The sequence below is a fragment of the Pseudomonas parafulva genome, assembly GCF_002021815.1.
Classification (GTDB): Bacteria; Pseudomonadota; Gammaproteobacteria; order Pseudomonadales; family Pseudomonadaceae; genus Aquipseudomonas; species Aquipseudomonas parafulva_B.
This window is the reverse complement of sequence record NZ_CP019952.1, coordinates 3332019-3352343: the sequence shown is the minus strand read 5'-3', so window position 1 is coordinate 3352343 and position 20325 is coordinate 3332019. Positions and strand designations below refer to the sequence as shown.

The following is a 20325-nucleotide window of genomic DNA, read 5'->3' as shown; positions in this document are numbered from 1 at the left end:
ATGCGTAGCCGTTTGAGTGTGCTGGTGGCCGTGTTGGGGTTGATGGCGGGGGCACCGGCCTGGGCGAAGAAAGTCGATCTTGACTATCAGGTTCGGCTGTTGCCTGCGACCGGGCAGGCCGAAGTGCGCCTTACGCTGGCCGATGGCAGTGCTGTGCGCAGTTTGGACTTCGACCTGGGCAAGGCGGGGGCCTACAGCGGCTTCCAAGCAGATGGCCACTGGCAGCTTCGCGGCCAGCGCGGGGTATGGCAGCCAGCGCCCGGCAAGACCAGCCTGAGCTACCGCGTGCAGTTGAACCAGCTCCACGGGCCTGGGGTGTACAACACCCGCATGACAGCGCACTGGGCACTGTTCATGGGCGACCAACTGGTCCCACCCGGTCGGCTGGACCAGCAGGACGGCACCGAGTTGGTCGCCCGCCTGGCATTCGACCTGCCCGAAGGCTGGAAAAGCGTCGAGACCGCCTGGCCACGTATTGGCAAGGACAAGTTCCGCATCGACAACGTCTCGCGCCTGTTCGACCGCCCCACGGGCTGGATGCTGGCTGGCAACCTGGGTAGCCGCCGTGCGCGCCTGGGCGAAACCGACGTGACGGTGGCGGCGCCGGTTGGGGAAGGGATGCGCCGCATGGACAACCTGACCTTGCTGACCTACATCTGGCCGCAACTGCAGGCCACCTTCCCGAGAAACCCGCCCAAACTGCTGGTGGTGGGCGCACGCGACCACATGTGGCGCGGGGCGATGGCAGCCCACGGCTCGCTCTACCTGCACAGTGGCCAGGCCATGGTCAGCGAGAGCGGCAGCAGCCCGCTGCTGCGCGAAGTGGTCCAGTTGTTCACTCAGCTGCGTGGGCGTGAGGGCAATGACTGGTTGATCGAGAGCTTGACCGACTACTACGCCACCGAGCTGCTGCGCCGATCAGGTGGCATGAGTGATGATCGTTATCAGGCCTGGCAGGCGCGCTTGAGCAAACAGGGCGCAAGCGTCAAGCACCTCAAGGGGCACCAGGCGACGCCTGCCCAGGTGGCGCGAGGGGTGATGCTGTTGCAGGCACTGGACAAAGAGATCCGTATTCATACCCAGGCCCGGCAATCGCTCGACGACGTGGCGCGCGGGCTGATGCGACTGCCCAGCGTCAGCCTCGAGGACTTCGTGCAGATCAGCGAAAACGTACTCGGACGTCGGTCGGAGGCGTTGCAGAGCAAGGTACTGCATTGATGCGCTACACAATGCCCGGTGGGAGCCACGTGTTGCGCAACTTTTGAAGGTCATCGGATCCGTAAAACGGTTCCAGCAGTATGGAATCTCAGATTATGGGTCTGCTGCGCAGCCTATCGCGGCACAAGGACCGCCCCTACAGGGTTTGAGCTACGGCTTCCAGTGTAGGAGCGGCCCTTGTGCCGCGATGGGGCGCGAAGCGGCCCCGGCGATATGTGCTACGAAGTTGAATGCGTGAGCCTCTGGCGCAGGCCCTGACCGAAGGCACGTCGCCCCGGGTGCCCTCAAATCGAATGTGTGAGCACTACACCAAACCGCAGCCGTCAAGTAGACGCCTTGCCGCAACGCCGCCACGGCAAGACCAGGATACAGTCCAGGGCATCACACCCCAGCGACAGGATCCTTGCCGGTCACTGTCACGCCTTCGGTGGCCGCTTTGGCACTGTCCTTCAGTGCAGTCAGCTCGTCCCCAGTACGCTTGAGGTCCGATTTCAGCTGGTTGTACTGATCGCGGTGGTGCTGCAACCACGCCTTGGTGGCGCAATGCCCAGTGAAGCCGCGCACCAGCGCCAGGCCACCGACGGCTATCTTGAACAGCCCTACGATACCGCCCTGGCTCAGTCCTTTGCCCACCAGCAAAGCACCGCCGGCCAACGAAGTGGCGCGTTCCATGCCATGGACGTTCTTTTCCTGCAACGGTGCATCAGAGTGATTATCAAGCATTGGTAAGCCCTCTTGGTGATGTGTAAGCAGCTGACCTGCCTGCGGCCGGCGACGTTCACTCGATGTGCCAGGCGAACCTCCTGGCGGTCATGACAGCGCACCCATCACTTGAATTTTGGGCCCGAGCGGGTGTTCAGGCCCTTGGCCAGACGGTCGTACAGCACCACGTTCACCGTGGCCGCCAGGTTCATGCAGCCGGTGGTGGGAATGTAGATGGTTTCCTCGCACCAGGCCCTTACCTCAGGGCTGAGGCTGCCGTCTTCGGGGCCGAAGATGTAGATGGCGCGGTCCGGGTGGGTGTAGTCGGGCAGGGGGCGGGCGCCTTCGACCAGTTCCACGGCCACCGGGGTGCAGCCCAGCGGGATGATGCGTTGCAGGTCATCGATGCCGATCAGTGGAATGTCGTAGTGCACGCGCTTGGTGTCGGTCACGAAGTCCCGCGCGCGCTCGTAGCGCTTGCCGGTATAGAACACCGAGTTGACCCCGTAGCAGCCAGCCGCACGCATTACCGAGCCTACGTTTTCGGCCGACTTGGGGTTGAACAGGCCGATGCAACTGTATCGTTTGTTAGCCACGAACCGGGGCCCTTCGCAAAAAAGACGCGATTATACGGGTTGCCCGGTCATGGTGGGGGGGTGCTGGTCAGTCCTTCTTCAGCATGCCTGCCAGTGCCGCGAACGGGTTGTGGGTAGCCTTGGCAATGCTTGGGGTGCTGGTGGAGCCTTCGCTGAAGTATTGCTGATCGGTGTAGCGCGAGTGTTCGTTGTCATGGCAGTACAGGCACAGCAGCTCCCAGTTGGAGCCGTCCTGGGGATTGTTGTCGTGGTTGTGGTCACGGTGGTGCACGGTAAGCTCACTCAGGCGCTTGCCGGCGAACTCGCGTGCACAACGCCCGCACACGTGCGGGTACATCCTCAGGGCCTTGTCGCGGTAGCCCATTTCCTTGTCGCGCTTGGCATCGGCGAGGATGCGGTCCAGGCGCGCAGTGGCAGCGGAAGTAGAGGAGGTCATGGTGTTTCCTTCGTTCTGATCAGGCAAATGACGGTTATGCCGTCGAGTCTAGCGCGGCTGCATGATCGGCGCACAGGCGAAAAATGTCATATGGGCGTAGCCTGTAGGAAGATTCTGAACAGGAGGTTGCCGATGCTTGCTGCGATTCTCGCCGTGGTCTTGGTGGCGGGCGTGCCTGCGGCTCACGCTGCCAGCACGCCGCCGCGGTTGACCACGCCTGTACCCGGTGCGCCGGGTACACCCACCCCCACGCCGTATCCGCAGATCACCCCAAGCAGCCCGCCCAAAGCCACCGGCACCTCCCAAGGGGCACCCTTGCTACCGCCAATGCCAGTGCCCGGCCCGCCCAAGGACCAGCCACTGCCAGGGTTGCGGCAGGATCTAGAGAAGCCGGGGCGGGATCAGGAGTGATCGAAGGCGGCCGTCCACACCTCACCTTGCGGCTTGCCGTCATGCATGAACTCAGATCGCTGGGGCCGCTGCGCGCACAAAACAGCCCGGCGCCTCAGACAACCCCCAGCTCACCCAGCACAAACCCATACTCCAAGGCCACGTCCTTCAACCCCTGGTAGCGCCCGCTCATACCCCCATGCCCGGCACCCATCTCGGTCTTGAGCAGCAGCAGGTTGTCATCGGTCTTGCGCGTACGCAGGCGGGCGACCCACTTGGCCGCTTCCCAGTACTGCACTCGGCTGTCGTTGTAGCCTGCCACCACCAGCATGGCCGGGTAGGGCTGGGCTTTCACGTTCTCATACGGCGCATAGGCCTTGATGCGCTCGTACACCTCAGGCTCCGCGGGATTGCCCCATTCGTCATACTCGGTCACCGTCAACGGCAGCTCAGGGTCGAGCATGGTGTTGAGCACATCCACAAAGGGCACCTCGGCGATGGCGCAGCGAAACAGCTCGGGACGCAGGTTCAACACGGCGCCGATCAGCAGCCCGCCGGCACTGCCCCCACTGATGGCCAGGGTTGCAGAGGATGTCACGCCTGCGTTGATCAGGTGTTCGGCGCACGCGATGAAATCGCTGAAGGAATTGTGCTTGTGTTCCTGCTTGCCGGCACGGTACCAGGCCTCGCCCAGCTCGCCGCCGCCGCGCACATGGGCGATGGCAAACGCTACACCACGTTCCAGCAGGCTCAGCCGCGCATGGGAGAACCATGGGTCCAGGCTCTCGCCATAGGCGCCGTACCCGTACAGGTAGAGCGGTGTGGTGCGACCCACATCCTGGCGCCGTCGCACCAGGCTGATCGGCACTTGGGTACCGTCTGCCGCGGTGGCCCACAGGCGCTCGCTGACATAGGCGTCGGCATTGAAGGGCCCCAGCACCGGCGTCTGCTTGAGCACCTCCTGCGCGCCAGTGGCCAGCGCCAGCTGACGTACCTGGGCCGGCCGGTTCAGCGCTTCGTAGCGCAAGCGTACCCGAGGGCTGTCGAATTCCAGGCTGTCCTGCACGTACAGGCTGTAGGCCGCGTCAGGTAAATCCACCCGGTAGGGCGGCAGACCCTGTGGGCGCACTTCGATGATCGGCAAGCCGCCATCACGCAGGCTCAGGGTCAATGCGCTGGCATTGAGGCTCAGTCCTTCAAGCATGATGTCATCGCGATGGGCGACCAGCCGTTGCCACTGGGCACGGCTTGGCACGGGGTCGGCCGGGGCGTGATACAGGGCGAAGTTGATACCGTCTTGGTTGGTGCGGATGAACCATCGCCACTGCCCATCGAGCAGGCCATGATCGGGGAAGTACTCATGGCCTTCCACACGCGGTGCCAGGCAGGTGAACGGCGCTTGCGGCGTGGCCGCGTCCAGCACCCAGGCTTCGCTGGTGGTCTTGCTGTTGAGCAGCAGCACCAACTGGCGTTCGGAGCTGGTGCGGTAACAGTGCAGGAAGAACCGGCCATCGGGCTCCTCGAATACCCGCTGGGCACCTTCCTGACCCAACGTATGCCGGTACAGCCGCCAAGGGCGGTGGGTATCGTCGAGTTCGGCAAAGAACAGCGTACGGCTGTCATTGGCCCAGGTCAGGCTGCCATCGCAGTCGTCGAAGGGCAGGGTCGTTACATCGCCCGTGGCCAGATCCTTGACGTACAAGGTGTAGATTTCGTCGCCGCTGGTGTCCAGGCTATAAGCCAACAGGCGATGGTCGGGACTGACGTTGAACGCCCCCAGCGAGAGAAAGCCGCAGCCTGCCAGGGCGTTTGGGTCGAGCAACAGTTGCTCCAGGCCTTCATCGACCGTGTTGGAATCATCGGCAGGGCGTGGGCAGCGATAATGGCGGGGGTATTCATCGCCTGCGGTGGTGCGGGTGTAGTACAGGTAGGGCCCCCACGGCGATGGCAGGGACAGATCGGTTTCCTGGATGCGGCCTTTGATCTCCTCGAACACCTGTTCGCGCAAGGGGGCCTGATCGGCCAGACAGGCTTGCTGATAGGCATTTTCCGCTTCGAGGTAAGCCAGTACCTGGGGATCGTCACGCTGTTGCAACCACGCGTAGGGGTCGGTCGCATCGTCGGCTCTGGCCAGGGGCGGCAAGTGGGTGCTTGGCATCGAATTTCTCTCGGTTCTTGAGGGGCGCTACCGGCAGCTTCGGCGCTGCACCGGTACAGGCAAACACTGTGTGCGCCAGGAAATGTGTTTATCATAGGCACCTCTTTGCCTGGCTTGCACGATTACCATGATCGAGAACGACTACACCCTGGCCTGGGGCCTCTACGCCGTGGCCGCCCTGGGCTGCCTTCTGGTGGGCTTCAAGCTTACCGGCTGGATGTGGCGCTGGCTGCGCGAACCGCTGCGCGTCGTGCTGGCGGTGCTGCTGTTTACGCCGACCGTGGTCGACCCGGTCAAGGACAGCTTCGCCCCGGCCATTGCCATCACGGTACTGGATGTCGCCTTCAAGGTGGGCAACAACGCCTGGCGCGCAGTGTCGGACTTCGCCATGTACGGCATGATCGCCTTCGTGCTGTATTTCCTGTTCGTGCTAGTGCGTTGGCCGCTGGAGAAACGCGCCCGCGAGCGCCGCCTGCGGGCCGAAGCCGCCGCCCAGCGCGAGGCCGCCGAAGCGCAGGCGCTGGCGCCGGGGGAGCCCTTGGCCGCCGAGCGTGGCGATCGTTACCGTGACGACCCGCCTGTGCTGCCTGCTGGCGCCGGCCGGGTCGAGCCCCGCCTGTAAACGGAGACACCGCCATGTGCGAACTGCTGGGCATGAGTGCCAACGTCCCCACCGACATCGTCTTCAGCTTCACCGGCCTGATACAGCGCGGCGGTCGCACTGGCCCGCACCGTGACGGCTGGGGCATCGGCTTCTACGAAGGGCGCGGCCTGCGCCTGTTCCAGGACCCCGCCGCCAGCAGCGAGTCCGAGGTGGCCAACCTGGTAAGGCGCTACCCGATCAAGAGCGAAGTAGTGATCGGCCACATCCGCCAGGCCAATGTGGGCAAGGTCTGCCTGGCCAACACCCACCCCTTCATGCGCGAGATGTGGGGGCGCAACTGGTGCTTTGCCCACAACGGCCAGCTGGGTGACTTCACCGGCTCCACAAACTTTTACCAGCCCATTGGTGATACCGACAGCGAGGCGGCCTTCTGTGATCTGCTCAATCGCATCCGCGGCGCCTTCCCGGAGCCGGTGCCGGTGGAACAGTTACTGCCGGTGCTGGTCGAAGCCTGTGCCGGTTATCGCGCCCGCGGCGTGTTCAACTGCATGCTCAGCGATGGTGACTGGCTGTTCTGCTTCTGTTCGACGAAGCTGGTCCACATTACCCGTCGCGCGCCGTTTGGCGCGGCACGGCTGAAGGATGTCGACCTGATCGTCGATTTCCATACCCAAACCACCCCCAACGACGTGGTCACGGTGATCGCCACCGAGGCCTTGACCGAGAACGAAACCTGGAACCGCTACGCGCCAGGTCAGTGGGCCCTGTGGCGGCACGGCGAGTGCACCGCGCACGGACAAAGCTAAGGATGCTGCATGTTCAGAAGTTACCTGCGGTTGCTGCTGTTCACCTTCGGGCTATTGGCCGGCATCCAGGTCCCGGGGCTGGTCAAGGATTACAGCCAGCGCGTGGAGGCCCACCTGTTCGAGTCACGCGAAGCGCTGGACGGCTTCCGCCAGACAGCCGAGCGCTTTTTCAACGGCGATCTGCAAGCCTTGTTGCGACACTACCGCAGCAGTGACGACCCGGTCTTTCTCAGTGACGCCAACAGCATCGAAAGCCTGATGATTCGCAACCAGCTGCTTGAAGACGAATGGCAAGCGCTGCAAGGTTCATGGGCGCAGCGTACCTGGCACGTCCTGGTGCAAGCCGACCCGCGGCTGCTAGAAGAAACGCTCAACGGCTACGGCTATCAGATTTTGCTGGCGCCTGAGGCCATCGGCTGGGGCGTCGGTGCCGGGTTCGTGCTGGCGTTCGTGGTTGAAAGCCTGTTGTTGGGCATAGGTCGGCTGATACTGGGTGGGCGACGTGGGGCGGTGAAAGAGAGTTGGCGTTAGGTGAAGTCCTGACACCCTGCATGAGCGGGAGTGCGCTACGCTCCCATCCGGTCCTGGGCTGGTCCCATTCCAAATCGGGCTACAAACCCTCAGCCCATAGTCCCCGGCACCAGCACGATCCGTTGCCCGCCCACATCCTGTGCATAGCGCTCCAGTACCTGCCGACAAACTCCAACCACTTCCTCCACCAACGCCACCCCGGTCTGCCAGGCCACCACCAGTTCCAGGCTCGGCGGGGGCTCAAGCCCAGCCAGCAGCACCAGGTCACCCTGGTTCAGTTCGGCCTCTACCAGGGCAGGCGGCAAGGCCCCAATGCCAAAGCCGTCGCGCAACAAGCGGGTAATAGCCGCTACCGAATTGACACAGTTCAACCTCGGCGTTTGCGCCCCGGCACCTTGCAACAAGGCCAGCACTTCCTGATGCGGCCGTGAATTCTTCGAGAATGTCACGATGCGCTCGCGCCCCAGCTCGATCAGTGACGTGTAGTCCCTGTGCAGGTGCGAGCCTGCCGCGACTATCCAGCCCATCGGGTAGCGCGCCAGATCCAGGCTGCGGATCGAGGGCTCGCGCAGTAAGTCTGTTTGCACGATAACGTCCAAAAAACCCTTGTGCAGTTGTTCGCGCAGGTTCAGCGCCGTGTCGGCGATGAGTTCGATTTCCACCTGCGGATAGCGCTCGGTCAATTCGGCCACCAGCGCGCTCATCCAGGTATGAATGACCGTGTCCATCACCCCGAGACGAATACGCCCGACCTTGGCCCGGTCGCTGTCCAGCGACTGTTTGAGCGCCTTGGCGGTTTCCAGCATGCGCTCGGCATGTTCCAGCACCTTGCTGCCTTCCGGAGTCAGGCTGACCCCGCGCGAGTCGCGCAACAGCAGCTTGACGCCAAGGTCGGCCTCCAGCGCCGCGATACGGCTGGACACCGACGCCTGGGTGGTGAACAGCTTCTGCGCGGTCAGGCGGAAGCTCTTGAGACGAGCGACCCAGACGAACGTTTCGAGAAAGCGAAGGTTCATGATCAGTTTTTCTTGTTCCAGACCCAGGGTTTTTCTCGTTGGACGTCAGCGCCGCGTGCTCTGAACATGAAGCCCAGGCCGCGACCTTTGCTGTCGCCCCATAAAACAATACCAACAAGCCGAGGCATCCATGAACCCCACCGGCACGCAGCAGCAGGTCAGTTCCCCATCCTCCTCCGGGCCTTTTGCCTGGTACCGCGACATCGATCAGCAACAACGGCGCACCTTCTGGAGCTGCAAGATCGGCTATGGCCTGGACGGCATGGACACGCAGATGCTGAGCTTCGTCATCCCCACGCTGATCATGCTATGGGGCATCACCACCACCGAGGCCGGGCTGATCCACACCAGTACCCTGGTCGCTTCGGCCATCGGTGGCTGGGTGGCCGGCATTCTCTCCGACCGCATCGGCCGGGTCCGCACCCTGCAACTGACGGTGCTGTGGTTCGCCTTCTTCACCTTCCTCTGCGGCTTTGCCCAGAACTACGAGCAACTGCTGATTGCCAGGACCCTCATGGGCTTTGGCTTCGGCGGTGAGTGGACGGCAGGCGCGGTGCTCATCGGCGAGGTCATCCGTGCCCAAGACCGCGGCAAGGCAGTGGGCATGGTGCAGTCAGGCTGGGCCATTGGTTGGGGGCTGACGGCCATCCTGTACGCGCTGCTCTTCACTTGGTTGCCGCAGGAGCAGGCCTGGCGAGCGCTGTTTTTACTGGGGCTGGTGCCGGCCGTGTTCGTGATCTTCGTTCGGCGGCTGGTGAAAGACCCGGAGGTCTACCGCCAGGCCAAGGCAGCCGAAGACACCGAGGCGCCATCGCACTTCTACGAAATCTTCGCCCCCGGTCTGCTCTGGACCACCGTGCGCGCCTCGCTGCTGACCACTGGCGCACTGGGCGGCTACTACGCAATCACCGCTTGGCTGCCCACGTTTCTGAAGAACGAACGCGGGCTGAGCGTGCTGGGTACCGGCGGCTACCTGGCGATGGTGATCGTAGGCTCCTACGTGGGCTACGTGATCAGCGCCTACCTGTCCGACCTGCTAGGGCGCAAAAAGAATTTCATCCTGTTCGCCGTAGGCTCGTTCGTCATCGTGCTGCTGTACACGCAAATGCCCGTCAGTGATGGGGTGATGCTGTGGTTGGGCTTCCCGCTGGGCTTTTTCGCCTCGGGCATCTTCAGCGGCATGGGGGCCTTTCTGACCGAGCTGTTTCCCACGCGCGTGCGCGGCTCGGGGCAGGGCTTTTGCTACAACGTCGGCAAGATCGTCGCGGCGCTGTTCCCGCTGCTGATTGGTATGCTGGGGCAGCAGGTGCCGCTGGGCCTGGGTATCGGCTTGTTCTCGGCCGTGTCCTATGGCGTGGTGATCGTGGCAGCGCTAAGCCTGCCAGAAACACGCGGCAAACAATTGCAGGCGCGCTAAGGTAGGAACATGAATAACGACAAGGGGTACACCGTGGTGCAACGCCTGTTACTCAACTGCGACATGGGCGAAAGCTTCGGCAGCTGGCGCATGGGCCTGGATGCCGAGGTCATGCCCTACATCGACTGTGCCAACATCGCCTGCGGCTACCACGCTGGTGACCCCGGCATCATGCGCCGCACCGTGGCGCTGGCGCTGGAACACGGGGTAACCATTGGCGCACACCCGGCCTACCCGGACCTGGTCGGCTTCGGCCGGCGCAGCCTGGCGTGCAGTGCCGAAGAAATCCGTGACCTGCTGCACTACCAGATCGGCGCGCTCGATGGCATCTGCAAGGCCCAGGGCACACGCGTCGCCTACGTAAAACCCCACGGTGCGTTGTACAACGACATGATGGCCGACCCATTGATCCTGCGCACGGTGCTGGAGGCCGTGGCGGCCTATGACAGTGGCCTGCCGCTGATGCTCATGGCTACGGCCGACAATGGGGCGGCCCAGGCGCTGGGTACTGAAATCGGCGTACCGCTCTGGTTCGAGGCGTTTGCCGATCGGGCCTACACCGCCAGCGGCCACCTGGTGTCGCGACGCCTGCCGGGCGCCGTGCATCACGACCCGGCGCAAGTGGTCGAGCAAGCCGTAAAGCTGGCCCGCGGCGAAGCACTGCTGGCCAGTGATGGCACTGGACTGCTGCTCAAAGCCCAAACGCTGTGCGTGCATGGGGACAACGACAGCTCTGTGACGGCAGTTCGGCAGATCCGCCAGGCACTCGATGGGATCAGATCAGCATGACCCCACGCATCGAAGTGGTCGGCATCGATTGCCTGATGGTGCGTCTGTTCGAGCGTATCGAGGAAGCCAACATGCCTTGGGTGCTTGCCGCCAGTCAGCGCTTGCAAGCGGCTTTTGGTGCGCACTTGCGCGACCTGGTGCCGTCCTACACCACCCTCATGGTGCATTTCGACCTGCCGCCGGCCGATGCACGCTGCCTGATCGTGCAAGCCCTTGAAGGGCTGCAGCCTGGCACTGAGAACACCGGCTGCCTGCACGAGATACCGGTGTGGTACCACGCCAGCGTCGGCCCGGAGTTGCCCGTGCTGGCCCGCCGGGCAGGCCTGAGCGAGGCTGAGGTCGTGCGCTTGCACAGTGAACGTGACTACCCGGTGTTCGCCCTGGGATTCGCGCCGGGTTTCGCGTTCATGGGGCTGGTGGACGAACGGCTGGCCACCCCGAGGCTAAGCACCCCGCGCAAGCAGGTGGCAGCGGGCAGTGTCGGCATTGCCGAGCGCCAGACCGCTGCGTACCCGGCCGCTTCCCCCGGTGGCTGGAACCTGATCGGGCGTACGCCGGTGCGGTTGTTCGACCGTGAGCGGGACGGCTACAGCCTGCTGCAACCGGGCGACCGCGTCCGCTTCGTCTCGGTGACGCGGCAGGCGTTTCTGGCGTTGGGCGGTGATGAGGAGGCACAGGAATGAAGCATTTGCGAGTCGAGGCCAGCACACCGCTGTGTGCGCTACAGGATGCAGGCCGATTTGGCGTGAGGCACCTTGGGGTCACCCAGGGCGGCGCTTTGGATTGGGTCGCGATGCACTGGGCCAACGGGTTGCTGGGCAACGCTCTGCAGGCTCCCGTCGTAGAGGTTGCCTTGGGTGGATTCAGCGTGGTGGCGCAGCACGATTGCGTACTGGCGCTGGCCGGGGCCGACCTGGACGCGCACATCGACGAGCACTACTTGGCCCCTTGGCGCAGTTTCACCCTGACGAAGGGGCAGCGCCTTACCCTCAGACAACCTCGGCAGGGCGCTCGCGCTTATCTGGCCGCACCGGGCGGTTTCGATGCCGAGCCTGTGATGGGCAGTTGTGCCACGGTCGTGCGCGAGGGGCTGGGCGGGGTCGATGGCCAGGGCGGCGTGTTGCGTGAAGGCCAATGCTTGAGTTTTGCCGGTACAGCCACACCGATCCGCGAAGTGCCTGGTCACCTGCGTCCTGAGTATGTGGTCAAGCCCACCTTGGACCTGGTGATTGGCGCGCAGATCGGCGACTTTGCTGGCCTTAGTCTGTTCGATGCCTTCAACTGCGACTGGACGCTGGACACCCGTGCCGACCGCATGGGCATCCGCCTGCTTGGCCCGCCTCTGGTTTATCAAGGCCCGGCCATGATCTCCGAAGGCATTCCCCTTGGCGCCGTCCAGGTCCCGCCCGATGGGCAGCCGATCGTGTTGCTCAATGATCGCCAGACCATCGGCGGTTATCCCCGCCTGGGGGCGCTGACGCCCCTGGCACTGGCACAACTGGCACAGTGCATGCCAGGGGCGAAGGTGCGATTGCGGCCGGTAATGCAGGAGCAGGCATGGCGGGAGCAGCAGGCGTATCTGGAACGCTGGCACGTGTTGTTGAGCGGCCTTCCCGGGGCGCCGGACCGGCCGCGATAGGCCGCGCAGCGGCCTCGGCGATCTGGACTGCGAAGCTGAAATCCTGGGGCCGCTGCGCGGCCCATCGCGGCCGGTCCGGCGCCCCGGCGAGGCCGCTCCTACAGGGGGCGTGACTTTGCGGCTTTACTTCGACAAATACCGCATCCCATCCTCCAACCCCTGCAAGGTCAGTGGATACATCCGGTCCTCGATCAGTTCACGCACCAGCTGGGTAGAAGCGGTGTAACCCCAGGCCTGGCGGGGGTATGGGTTGATCCAGATGACCTTGCGGAACTTGGCCATGATGCGCTGCATCCAGACATACCCGGCTTCCTCGTTCCAATGCTCCACGCTGCCGCCCGGCTGGGTGATTTCGTAAGGGGCCATGGCTGCGTCCCCGACGAACACGACCTTGTAGTCCTCGCCGTACTTGTGCAGCAGGTCGAACGTGGAATAACGCTCCGACGTGCGCCGCAAGTTGTTCTTCCAGACCGTCTCGTACACGCAGTTGTGAAAGTAGTAGTATTCCATGTGCTTGAACTCGGTCTTGCAGGCCGAGAACAGCTCCTCGCAGACCCTGACATGGGCATCCATCGAGCCACCGATGTCGAACAGCAGCAGCAATTTCACCGTGTTGCGCCGCTCCGGGCGCATCTGGATGTTCAGCAGCCCCGCATCGCGTGCGGTATGGTCGATAGTGCCATCGATGTCCAGCTCTTCGGCAGCGCCTTGGCGGGCGAACTTGCGCAGGCGCCGCAGGGCCAGCTTGATGTTGCGCGTACCCAGCTCCACCTGATCGTCCAGATTCTTGTACTCGCGCTGGTCCCAGACCTTCACTGCCTTGCCCTGGCGCTCGCCAGCATCGCCCACGCGGATACCTTCGGGGTTGTACCCACCCGAGCCGAACGGGCTGGTGCCACCGGTGCCAATCCACTTGTTGCCGCCTGCGTGGCGCTCCTTTTGCTCCTGCAGGCGCTGCTTGAACGCCTCGATCAGCTTGTCCAGCCCACCCAGTGACTGGATCTGCGCGCGCTCCTCAGGGGTCAACGAGCGCTCGAATTCCTTGCGCAGCCAGTCCTCAGGGATCAACGCCTCGATGTGTCGATCCAGGTTCTCCAGGCCGTTGAAGTAAGCGGCGAAGGCCCGGTCGAACTTGTCGAAATGGCGTTCGTCCTTCACCAGGATGGCGCGGGCCAGGTAGTAGAATTCGTCCATGTCGGCGAACACCACATGCCGTTGCAAGGCATGGTGCAGGTCGAGCAGTTCGCGCACCGACACCGGCACCTTCGCCGCGCGCATTTCGTTGAACAGGTTGAGCAACATGGCCCCGGCTCCCTCAGCGGTTGCCGCGCCGGCTCATAAAGGCCAGGCGCTCGAGCAGCTGCACATCCTGCTCATTTTTCACCAGCGCCCCGGCCAGCGGAGGGATGGCCTTGGTCGGGTCGCGCTCGCGCAGTACCGCTTCGCCAATATTGTCGGCCATCAGCAGCTTCAGCCAGTCGACCAGCTCGGACGTTGAAGGCTTTTTCTTCAGGCCCGGTACCTTGCGCACGTCGAAGAACACGTCCAGCGCCTCGCTCACCAGCGACTGGCTGATGTTGGGGTAGTGCACATCCACGATGCGCTGCAGCGTGGCCCGGTCGGGGAAGGCGATGTAGTGGAAGAAGCAGCGGCGCAGGAAAGCGTCCGGCAGCTCCTTTTCGTTATTGGACGTGATGATGATGATCGGGCGCTGCCTGGCCTTGATGGTCTCGTCGATTTCATAGACGTAGAACTCCATCTTGTCGAGTTCCTGCAACAGGTCGTTGGGGAATTCGATATCGGCCTTGTCGATCTCGTCGATCAGCAGGATCACCCGCTCCTGGGCCTCGAAGGCCTCCCACAACTTGCCTTTTTTCAGGTAGTTGCGTACGTCGTGGACCTTGTCTACACCCAGCTGGGAGTCGCGCAGGCGGCTGACGGCATCGTATTCGTACAAGCCCTGGTGGGCCTTGGTTGTGGACTTGATGTGCCAGGTAATCAGGCGCGCCCCGAACGAAGCTGCCAACTGCTCGGCCAGCATGGTCTTGCCGGTACCAGGCTCACCCTTGACCAACAGCGGGCGCTCGAGGGTGATGGCCGCATTGACGGCCAGTTTCAGGTCGTCCGTGGCGACATAGTCACCCGTGCCTTCGAACTTCATGGGGTCTTTCCTCTGCTTGGGCTTGCGGGCCTATGAGCAGTCAGCCTGTCAGCCGCCCTTGGTGTGGGCGGCAGGCTGGCGCTCAGGTGGCCAACACAGGGTGTGATGGTGGGCCCGACTATAACGCGGGGGTACGACGACTGAAAACGCAGACCGCGTATTCAGTCCCCGAATGTCTCGTCACTGCGCCTTAGTCGGAATCCGGCGCGCTGCGTTCATAGCGCGCACTGAACGCCTGCACGAATCCATTGCGCAGGATCTGCAGGAAGGCCTCGAACGCACTGATGTTCTGCCTGCGCACGCTGCCACTGAGCTCAACGCGCGTGGCGAACTGGTTTTTCGGCTGGTTCTTGAGCACGGTTTCGGTGGCCCCCACCAGCGCCTCCCAGACCGAGCGGAACAGGCCCTTGTCCTTGTCCTCCACGTCCTGTTGCCAATCGAATACCTCGACGTCGCGCAGCAGGGGCTTGATGTAGCCGTTCAGGCGGCCATTGGTGGCCTCGGCCTCGATGACCACATCGCCATGGCCAGCTTTGAAGTCGAACTTGCCATAAGCACTGGCAAAGTCGTTGAGTCTGCGCAGCTCGATGCCGGTGGCACGCAGGCGGAACTCGAAGTCGTCGAAATCGCTGAACGGATCGAAGGTGGCACGGCTCTCGACCTTGGCATCACCTGCGACCAGGGCACGGGCTTCGAAACTGGCGTCGCGCCGGCCGGCTTCGTCGCGGATGTTGGTGAGGTTGCGAATGCTGGCCTGCAGCTGCGTCGCCTTGAGCGTGACCGGGGGCTTGGAGCTGAAGTTGCGGAAGGTCAGCACCCCGTCATCGATCACCACCTCGTTGAGCGTGATGGGCAGCAGCTTGTCCAGTTGCTGACGCCAGTCAGTGCCCTGGCCGGTCTGGGAGTTCTGCTTGTCGCCGCCATCGACGAAGTTCAGCTCCGGGCGTAGGAAGGCCACTTCGGCCACCACGGCGCGGTCATACCAAAGCGAATGCCAGCTGACCGAGATGTCGATTACCGGGGCGTTGAGAAAAGGCACCGGCACCTTGCCCGTGGTCTTGACGATCTTCAGCCCGTTAACGGTGTAGGCACCGCGCCACCAGGCCAGGTCCACATCGCTGACCTGCCCCCGGTAGTCGCCCATGTCGGCCAGTTTTTCATTGAGGTAGTCGCGCACAAGATAGGGCAGGGCAAGCTGCAAGGCCACCAGCAGCACGATGAGGCTGCCGAGGGCGATCAGCGGCCAGCGATAGCGGGCTCTCATGGCAGTTCTCCAGGGCAAGGTGTGTGGTTGACCGCAGGGTCTGCACCGGAGTTCGAAGAGGCTTTACGGGCCTTGAGGCCGGGGCTTACCCTTGGGGTCTTTCCGTGTCTTCATCATGCCAAGGACCCTGCCATGAGCCGTATATACGCAGACAACGCCCACTCCATCGGCAACACGCCCCTGGTGCAGATCAACCGCCTCGCGCCACGCGGCGTGACCATCCTGGCCAAGATCGAAGGGCGCAACCCAGGGTATTCGGTCAAATGCCGCATCGGCGCGAACATGGTCTGGGACGCCGAGAGCAGCGGCAAGCTCAAGCCCGGCATGACCATCGTCGAACCCACCTCGGGCAACACCGGTATTGGCCTTGCCTTCGTCGCTGCCGCCCGGGGCTACAAGCTCATGCTGACCATGCCGGCCTCCATGAGCTTGGAGCGGCGTAAGGTGCTCAAGGCCCTTGGCGCCGAACTGGTGCTCACCGAACCTGCCAAGGGCATGAAGGGCGCCATCGAGAAAGCCAACGAAATCGTCGCCTCCAACCCCGAGCAGTACTTCATGCCCGGGCAATTCGAAAACCCTGCCAACCCGGCCATCCACGAAAAGACCACGGGCCCGGAGATCTGGAGCGATACCGATGGCGCCGTGGATGTGGTGGTTGCCGGTGTCGGCACTGGCGGCACCATCACCGGCATCTCGCGCTATATCAAGCACACCCAGGGCAAGGCGATCACCTCGGTGGCGGTCGAGCCCATTTCCTCGCCGCTGATCACCCAGACCCTGGCAGGCGAGGCGCTGACGCCCACGCCGCACAAGATCCAAGGCATCGGCGCGGGCTTCGTGCCGAAGAACCTCGACCTGTCGATCGTCGACCAGGTCATGACGGTGGGCGACGACGAAGCCAAGGCCATGGCTATCCGTCTGATGCAGGAAGAAGGCATCCTGTGTGGTATTTCCTGCGGTGCCGCGATGGCCGCTGCCGTGCGCCTTGCAGAAAAGCCGGAAATGCAGGGCAAGACCCTCGTGGTGATTCTGCCTGACTCAGGCGAGCGTTACTTGTCCAGCATGCTGTTCAGCGACCTGTTCAGCGAGCAGGAAACCCAGCAATAACCTGCCTAGGCGGTGACTCGAAGCAATACCTGGTAACAGGCTTCATTGCACAATCTTCATCCGTATCGTTGCGCCCAGGTGGTTTGTGCCTGGGCGCGATAGGTTTATGATGCCCGGATGATTTTCCCCCGGAACAGGCAGCGCTGGCCTGTGTCCCGCCCTAGGAGTGTTGCATGACCGTTTCCTTCCTCGCCAAGGCAGGTGTGCTGCTGGTGTTCTTCGGCAGCGTGCTGTTCGTCCACCTGCGCGGCAAGGCCCGCCTGCCGGTGTTGCGCCAGTTCGTCAACCATTCGGCGCTGTTCGCCCCCTACAATGCGTTGATGTACCTGTTTTCGGGCGTGCCGTCCAAGCCGTACCTGGACCGTCAACGCTTCCCGGAGCTGGACGTGCTCAAGGACAACTGGCAGGAAATCCGCGAGGAGGCCATGCGCCTGTTCGACGAGGGTTATATCCGCGCAGCCGAAAAGGACAACGACGCCGGTTTCGGTTCGTTCTTCAAGAAAGGCTGGAAGCGCTTCTACCTGAAGTGGTACGACAAACCCCTGCCGTCTGCCGAAGCCCTGTGCCCGCGAACCGTCGAGCTGGTCAGCAGCATCCCCAACGTCAAAGGGGCGATGTTCGCCCTGCTGCCCGGCGGCAGCCACCTGAACCCGCACCGTGATCCGTTTGCAGGTTCCCTGCGCTATCACCTGGGTCTCTCCACGCCCAACTCCGATGCCTGCCGCATTTATGTGGACGGCCAACCCTATGCCTGGCGCGACGGCCAGGACGTGATGTTCGACGAGACCTACGTGCACTGGGTCAAGAACGAGACCGACGTGACCCGGGTGATTCTGTTCTGCGACGTGGAGCGTCCCCTGAACAGCCCGTTCATGACCCGCGTCAACCGCAAGGTCAGCGCATTTCTGGGCCGCGCCACTGCACCGCAGAATACAGACGATGAACGCGTGGGCGGGATCAACCAGGCCTACGCCTGGAGCAAGCGGTTCAGCAACAAGCTGAGCACGCGCGTCAAGCAGTTCAAGCGTGCCAACCCCAAGGCTTACCGCGTGTTGCGACCGATACTGGCCGTGGTCGTAGCCTATCTGCTGTACCGCTGGTTGTTCTGACGGCGCCCTCGACAGGGTAGGGCGCCTGCAAGGCAGTTGCCCTTTACCCCTGGCGAAATTCTTGGGCGACGCAGTGGCGCAGCACCCCTTCCTCGAAGTCCAGGAAACCCGCTTCACGCTGGGTGATCAGGTAATACAGCAGGGTGTCGAGCGTTCGTGCCGGTGGGACGGCGACCGCCAGCATCTTCACCGCAGGTTCGCTTTCACAGGTGCACCCGAACTCGACCAGGGCTTCGCTTACCTGCTCCAGTGTCTCGGGCGGCTTGACCCGAACCCGGAACACCGAGCTGCCACTGCTGCGCAGCAACTGGGCAAACCAGTGTTGGCCTGCCTGCTCATGGGTGCAGATCACGTCACCTGGGGCGATGCCGTAGACATGGAACGGGATGTTGTCGATCACGTAACCGTCGTCGACGGCCCTGGCCCATAGCCCTTCCACCGATGCCGGCGGATAGCCATTGGGGTCCTGCTGCAGCGGGAACAGCACTTTCCTGTAGACGCCGTTCATGCAGCGCCTCGGCGCCGTGCCGGGCGCAGCACCAGCCACAGGGCCACGCCGATCAGCAGGCCGCCGTACAGGTGGGCCATCGACAACGGCTCATTCAGCAGCCAGGCCCCCCACAGCACCCCGAACACGGGGATCATGAAGGTCACCGTACTGGCCTTGACCGGGCCGATTTCGGCCAGCAGGCGGAAGTACAGGATGTAGGCGAACGCCGTGCACAACAGGCCAAGCCCCACCAGTGAGCCCCAGACCTGCCAGCCGCCCCAGCTGGCAGGTGGCTGGGTAAGGGCGCTCCAAGCGAACAACGGGGTAAGCAGCAGGGTCGCGCCGAGCATGCTGCCCAGGGCCGACAGGCGGCTGTCCAGGCCACTGACCCAGCGGCGGGCCAGGTAGCCGGCAAAGCCATAGCAGGTCGTGGCCGCCAGGCACGCCAGGGCGCCTTGCAACAGGGCTGCATCAAGGGCTACAGGCCCCGCACCGCTCAGGATGCCCACGCCGAACAGGCCCAGGAAAATGCCGCACAACTTGGCCAACGTCATGGGTTCCTTGAAGAACAACACGCCGATCAGCACGCCCATCAAGGGCGTCGTGGCATTGAAGATGGCCGAATAACCGGCTGGCAGCACCTGGGCTGCCACAGAATAAAAGGTGGCCGGAATGCCCGAGTTGATCATGCCCAGCACCAGGCAGGCGCCTAGTTTCCCTTGAAAATCCCAGCGTATGCGCGCAGCGCCGAGCAGTGCGATCAAGCCCAGGCAGGCGATGGAGACACGGAAGAAGGCCGTCGGCACGGTGCCCAGTACAGGGGCAATGATGCGCATGAACAGAAAGCTCGCGCCCCATACGGCAGCAAGGGTTAGCAGGCGGGCTAGGGCGATGGGGCTCACGACGGTCTCCAGGGGCTTGGCAGGGGCGCGAGTGTACGTCAGCAGGCCGTTGGATTCTTGCGCTTTCTTGCCCAATGAAGTTCAGCCAGTGCCCTGGCGTGGTCTGTTCAAGCCCCGCGCAGGCACTTCAAGGCGCTGAAGTCGCTGCGCACCTTGGTCAGCCGCTCCAGCAGCACCTGGCGTTGGGCGGGGTTGCTCTGCTGCACCAAGTCCACCACCAGACTACGGGCCTGCCGCTCGGTATTCTGGAAAGCTTGGCGATAGTCGGCTGTCCACAGGCTTTCCTTGTTTTGCAGCAAGGTCGCGACCCGTTCCGGGAAGCCTGGCTCGTGGCGTTGTTCCACCGCCAGCAGCAGTTGTTGCTGCCAATGGGCCCTATTGCGTATCCATTCGCTGTTCTGGTCACCCAAGGCGCGGGACCAGGCGCCGACCCGTTGCTTCTGGACCTCGGTCAGCTCGCCGAACCAGGGCTTGAGGCGCTTTTCCATGCGCTCGGCGCGCTCGCTGATCTGGCTGAGCAGGGGGGTGTCGACATATTCCTTGCGCCGCTGGGCAATATCGTCACGAAATGCATCGCGCATCTCGGCCACCTGCGCATCGCTCATGCCTTGCAGCAACTCGGTGGCCGACGGCGTGATTTCGGCCGCGACCCGGCCAATTGCCTCGCGGGCCTCCTCGGTGCGCTGCTGCAGCGCCTGGTCGGTGACCTGGTTATCGGCCACCATGGTGCGCAGGCGGTCCAGCCAGTCGAGGTAGCCGGGCAGTTGCGTCTGGCAATGCCATGCCAGGTGCTGCCGGAGGCGATCATCGAGCAGGGTTTTCTGCTCACGGTTCATGTCCAGGTAGTCGCCGAGCGACCAGGGCACCAGGCGATCGAGGTTGCGATAGGCCAGGTCGATGCGGCTGCAAGCACCCAGCAGCAGGGCGAAACCCAGGCAGATCGACAGGACTTTGAGCAGGCGTGCAGGCATGTGCGGGTCCTTGCAGTGG

General features: G+C 63.3%; 22 protein-coding genes. 11 read left to right on the top strand and 11 right to left on the bottom strand.

Going from position 1 to position 20325, the window contains the following annotated elements; translation table 11 throughout:
• On the top strand, positions 1-1218 hold the full coding sequence (locus tag B2J77_RS15010; protein WP_078478942.1) for a hypothetical protein: 1218 nt from the start codon (positions 1-3) through the stop codon (positions 1216-1218).
• A 381-nt stretch (positions 1219-1599) separates the two neighbouring features.
• On the opposite strand, the gene B2J77_RS15005 is transcribed toward B2J77_RS15010, so the two are convergent.
• From B2J77_RS15005 to B2J77_RS14995, 3 genes are all read right to left on the bottom strand, one after another.
• Positions 1600-1941: a DUF2892 domain-containing protein gene (locus B2J77_RS15005; protein ID WP_058638054.1), complete on the bottom strand. Its 342-nt coding sequence runs from the start codon at positions 1939-1941 to the stop codon at positions 1600-1602.
• A gap of 104 nt (positions 1942-2045) precedes the next feature.
• Positions 2046-2516 (bottom strand): RNA methyltransferase, encoded by a 471-nt coding sequence (locus B2J77_RS15000; RefSeq protein WP_033728691.1) that lies wholly within the window; start codon positions 2514-2516, stop codon positions 2046-2048.
• A 67-nt stretch (positions 2517-2583) separates the two neighbouring features.
• On the bottom strand, positions 2584-2952 hold the full coding sequence (locus B2J77_RS14995; protein WP_023534919.1) for a YajD family HNH nuclease: 369 nt from the start codon (positions 2950-2952) through the stop codon (positions 2584-2586).
• A 132-nt stretch (positions 2953-3084) separates the two neighbouring features.
• On the opposite strand from B2J77_RS14995, the gene B2J77_RS14990 reads away from it, so the two are divergent.
• The gene (locus B2J77_RS14990; RefSeq protein ID WP_058638055.1) at positions 3085-3363 is read left to right on the top strand and encodes a hypothetical protein; all 279 of its coding nucleotides are present in this window, start codon (positions 3085-3087) and stop codon (positions 3361-3363) included.
• Between the two features lie 94 nt (positions 3364-3457).
• Here the strand turns inward: B2J77_RS14990 and B2J77_RS14985 are convergent, their stop codons facing one another.
• On the bottom strand, positions 3458-5500 hold the full coding sequence (locus tag B2J77_RS14985) for a S9 family peptidase (protein WP_078478941.1): 2043 nt from the start codon (positions 5498-5500) through the stop codon (positions 3458-3460).
• 127 nt (positions 5501-5627) lie between these two features.
• Here B2J77_RS14985 and B2J77_RS14980 point away from each other — a divergent pair, with 127 nt between their 5' ends.
• The 3 genes from B2J77_RS14980 to B2J77_RS14970 are packed head-to-tail and all read left to right on the top strand — an operon-like array spanning position 5628 to position 7441.
• Positions 5628-6122 carry a hypothetical protein gene (locus B2J77_RS14980; protein WP_058638057.1) on the top strand — a complete coding sequence of 165 codons (495 nt, stop codon included), beginning with the start codon at positions 5628-5630 and terminating at the stop codon, positions 6120-6122.
• Positions 6123-6136: 14 nt separating this feature from the next.
• Complete coding sequence (locus B2J77_RS14975; protein ID WP_078478940.1) at positions 6137-6910, top strand: class II glutamine amidotransferase; 774 nt, start codon at positions 6137-6139, stop codon at positions 6908-6910.
• A 9-nt stretch (positions 6911-6919) separates the two neighbouring features.
• The gene (locus tag B2J77_RS14970; RefSeq protein WP_078478939.1) at positions 6920-7441 is read left to right on the top strand and encodes a DUF2937 family protein; all 522 of its coding nucleotides are present in this window, start codon (positions 6920-6922) and stop codon (positions 7439-7441) included.
• Between the two features lie 89 nt (positions 7442-7530).
• Here B2J77_RS14970 and B2J77_RS14965 read toward each other — a convergent pair whose 3' ends face one another.
• Positions 7531-8457 (bottom strand): LysR family transcriptional regulator, encoded by a 927-nt coding sequence (locus B2J77_RS14965; RefSeq protein WP_058638058.1) that lies wholly within the window; start codon positions 8455-8457, stop codon positions 7531-7533.
• A gap of 130 nt (positions 8458-8587) precedes the next feature.
• On the opposite strand from B2J77_RS14965, the gene B2J77_RS14960 reads away from it, so the two are divergent.
• Genes B2J77_RS14960 through B2J77_RS14945 form a run of 4 tightly spaced genes read left to right on the top strand, consistent with a single transcriptional unit; the run spans position 8588 to position 12302 of the window.
• Positions 8588-9874 carry an MFS transporter gene (locus B2J77_RS14960; RefSeq protein ID WP_058638059.1) on the top strand — a complete coding sequence of 429 codons (1287 nt, stop codon included), beginning with the start codon at positions 8588-8590 and terminating at the stop codon, positions 9872-9874.
• A 36-nt stretch (positions 9875-9910) separates the two neighbouring features.
• The gene (locus tag B2J77_RS14955; protein ID WP_372239224.1) at positions 9911-10663 is read left to right on the top strand and encodes a 5-oxoprolinase subunit PxpA; all 753 of its coding nucleotides are present in this window, start codon (positions 9911-9913) and stop codon (positions 10661-10663) included.
• The gene (gene pxpB, locus B2J77_RS14950; protein ID WP_078478937.1) at positions 10660-11346 is read left to right on the top strand and encodes a 5-oxoprolinase subunit PxpB; all 687 of its coding nucleotides are present in this window, start codon (positions 10660-10662) and stop codon (positions 11344-11346) included. The genes B2J77_RS14955 and pxpB overlap by 4 nt, the downstream gene beginning before the upstream one ends.
• The gene (locus B2J77_RS14945) at positions 11343-12302 is read left to right on the top strand and encodes a biotin-dependent carboxyltransferase family protein (RefSeq protein WP_058638062.1); all 960 of its coding nucleotides are present in this window, start codon (positions 11343-11345) and stop codon (positions 12300-12302) included. The genes pxpB and B2J77_RS14945 overlap by 4 nt, the downstream gene beginning before the upstream one ends.
• A gap of 123 nt (positions 12303-12425) precedes the next feature.
• Here B2J77_RS14945 and B2J77_RS14940 read toward each other — a convergent pair whose 3' ends face one another.
• The 3 genes from B2J77_RS14940 to B2J77_RS14930 form a co-directional block, all read right to left on the bottom strand.
• Complete coding sequence (locus B2J77_RS14940; protein ID WP_078478936.1) at positions 12426-13604, bottom strand: vWA domain-containing protein; 1179 nt, start codon at positions 13602-13604, stop codon at positions 12426-12428.
• Between the two features lie 13 nt (positions 13605-13617).
• Positions 13618-14463: an AAA family ATPase gene (locus tag B2J77_RS14935; protein WP_023534935.1), complete on the bottom strand. Its 846-nt coding sequence runs from the start codon at positions 14461-14463 to the stop codon at positions 13618-13620.
• A 190-nt stretch (positions 14464-14653) separates the two neighbouring features.
• On the bottom strand, positions 14654-15727 hold the full coding sequence (locus B2J77_RS14930) for a DUF748 domain-containing protein (protein ID WP_058638064.1): 1074 nt from the start codon (positions 15725-15727) through the stop codon (positions 14654-14656).
• Between the two features lie 132 nt (positions 15728-15859).
• On the opposite strand from B2J77_RS14930, the gene cysK reads away from it, so the two are divergent.
• A complete protein-coding gene (gene cysK / locus B2J77_RS14925; RefSeq protein WP_078478935.1) occupies positions 15860-16834 on the top strand; it encodes a cysteine synthase A in 975 nt (324 codons plus the stop codon).
• 173 nt (positions 16835-17007) lie between these two features.
• Positions 17008-17943 (top strand): aspartyl/asparaginyl beta-hydroxylase domain-containing protein, encoded by a 936-nt coding sequence (locus tag B2J77_RS14920; protein ID WP_078478934.1) that lies wholly within the window; start codon positions 17008-17010, stop codon positions 17941-17943.
• Positions 17944-17986: 43 nt separating this feature from the next.
• Here B2J77_RS14920 and B2J77_RS14915 read toward each other — a convergent pair whose 3' ends face one another.
• From B2J77_RS14915 to B2J77_RS14905, 3 genes are all read right to left on the bottom strand, one after another.
• Positions 17987-18451: a DUF4265 domain-containing protein gene (locus tag B2J77_RS14915; RefSeq protein WP_078478933.1), complete on the bottom strand. Its 465-nt coding sequence runs from the start codon at positions 18449-18451 to the stop codon at positions 17987-17989.
• A complete protein-coding gene (locus tag B2J77_RS14910) occupies positions 18448-19335 on the bottom strand; it encodes a DMT family transporter (RefSeq protein ID WP_078479443.1) in 888 nt (295 codons plus the stop codon). The genes B2J77_RS14915 and B2J77_RS14910 overlap by 4 nt, the downstream gene beginning before the upstream one ends.
• Positions 19336-19442: 107 nt before the next feature.
• The gene (locus tag B2J77_RS14905; RefSeq protein ID WP_078478932.1) at positions 19443-20306 is read right to left on the bottom strand and encodes a DUF6279 family lipoprotein; all 864 of its coding nucleotides are present in this window, start codon (positions 20304-20306) and stop codon (positions 19443-19445) included.
• Positions 20307-20325: the final 19 nt, after the last annotated feature.

Bases quoted from the DNA above. Each gene is read 5' to 3' on its own strand.
- B2J77_RS15010 (WP_078478942.1), top strand. From the start codon at position 1: ATGCGTAGCCGTTTGAGTGTGCTGGTGGCCGTGTTGGGGTTGATGGCG.
- B2J77_RS15005 (WP_058638054.1), bottom strand. From the start codon at position 1,941: ATGCTTGATAATCACTCTGATGCACCGTTGCAGGAAAAGAACGTCCAT.
- B2J77_RS14995 (WP_023534919.1), bottom strand. From the start codon at position 2,952: ATGACCTCCTCTACTTCCGCTGCCACTGCGCGCCTGGACCGCATCCTC.
- B2J77_RS14990 (WP_058638055.1), top strand. From the start codon at position 3,085: ATGCTTGCTGCGATTCTCGCCGTGGTCTTGGTGGCGGGCGTGCCTGCG.
- B2J77_RS14985 (WP_078478941.1), bottom strand. From the start codon at position 5,500: ATGCCAAGCACCCACTTGCCGCCCCTGGCCAGAGCCGACGATGCGACC.
- B2J77_RS14980 (WP_058638057.1), top strand. From the start codon at position 5,628: ATGATCGAGAACGACTACACCCTGGCCTGGGGCCTCTACGCCGTGGCC.
- B2J77_RS14975 (WP_078478940.1), top strand. From the start codon at position 6,137: ATGTGCGAACTGCTGGGCATGAGTGCCAACGTCCCCACCGACATCGTC.
- B2J77_RS14970 (WP_078478939.1), top strand. From the start codon at position 6,920: ATGTTCAGAAGTTACCTGCGGTTGCTGCTGTTCACCTTCGGGCTATTG.
- B2J77_RS14965 (WP_058638058.1), bottom strand. From the start codon at position 8,457: ATGAACCTTCGCTTTCTCGAAACGTTCGTCTGGGTCGCTCGTCTCAAG.
- B2J77_RS14960 (WP_058638059.1), top strand. From the start codon at position 8,588: ATGAACCCCACCGGCACGCAGCAGCAGGTCAGTTCCCCATCCTCCTCC.
- pxpB (WP_078478937.1), top strand. From the start codon at position 10,660: ATGACCCCACGCATCGAAGTGGTCGGCATCGATTGCCTGATGGTGCGT.
- B2J77_RS14945 (WP_058638062.1), top strand. From the start codon at position 11,343: ATGAAGCATTTGCGAGTCGAGGCCAGCACACCGCTGTGTGCGCTACAG.
- B2J77_RS14940 (WP_078478936.1), bottom strand. From the start codon at position 13,604: ATGTTGCTCAACCTGTTCAACGAAATGCGCGCGGCGAAGGTGCCGGTG.
- B2J77_RS14935 (WP_023534935.1), bottom strand. From the start codon at position 14,463: ATGAAGTTCGAAGGCACGGGTGACTATGTCGCCACGGACGACCTGAAA.
- B2J77_RS14930 (WP_058638064.1), bottom strand. From the start codon at position 15,727: ATGAGAGCCCGCTATCGCTGGCCGCTGATCGCCCTCGGCAGCCTCATC.
- cysK (WP_078478935.1), top strand. From the start codon at position 15,860: ATGAGCCGTATATACGCAGACAACGCCCACTCCATCGGCAACACGCCC.
- B2J77_RS14920 (WP_078478934.1), top strand. From the start codon at position 17,008: ATGACCGTTTCCTTCCTCGCCAAGGCAGGTGTGCTGCTGGTGTTCTTC.
- B2J77_RS14915 (WP_078478933.1), bottom strand. From the start codon at position 18,451: ATGAACGGCGTCTACAGGAAAGTGCTGTTCCCGCTGCAGCAGGACCCC.
- B2J77_RS14905 (WP_078478932.1), bottom strand. From the start codon at position 20,306: ATGCCTGCACGCCTGCTCAAAGTCCTGTCGATCTGCCTGGGTTTCGCC.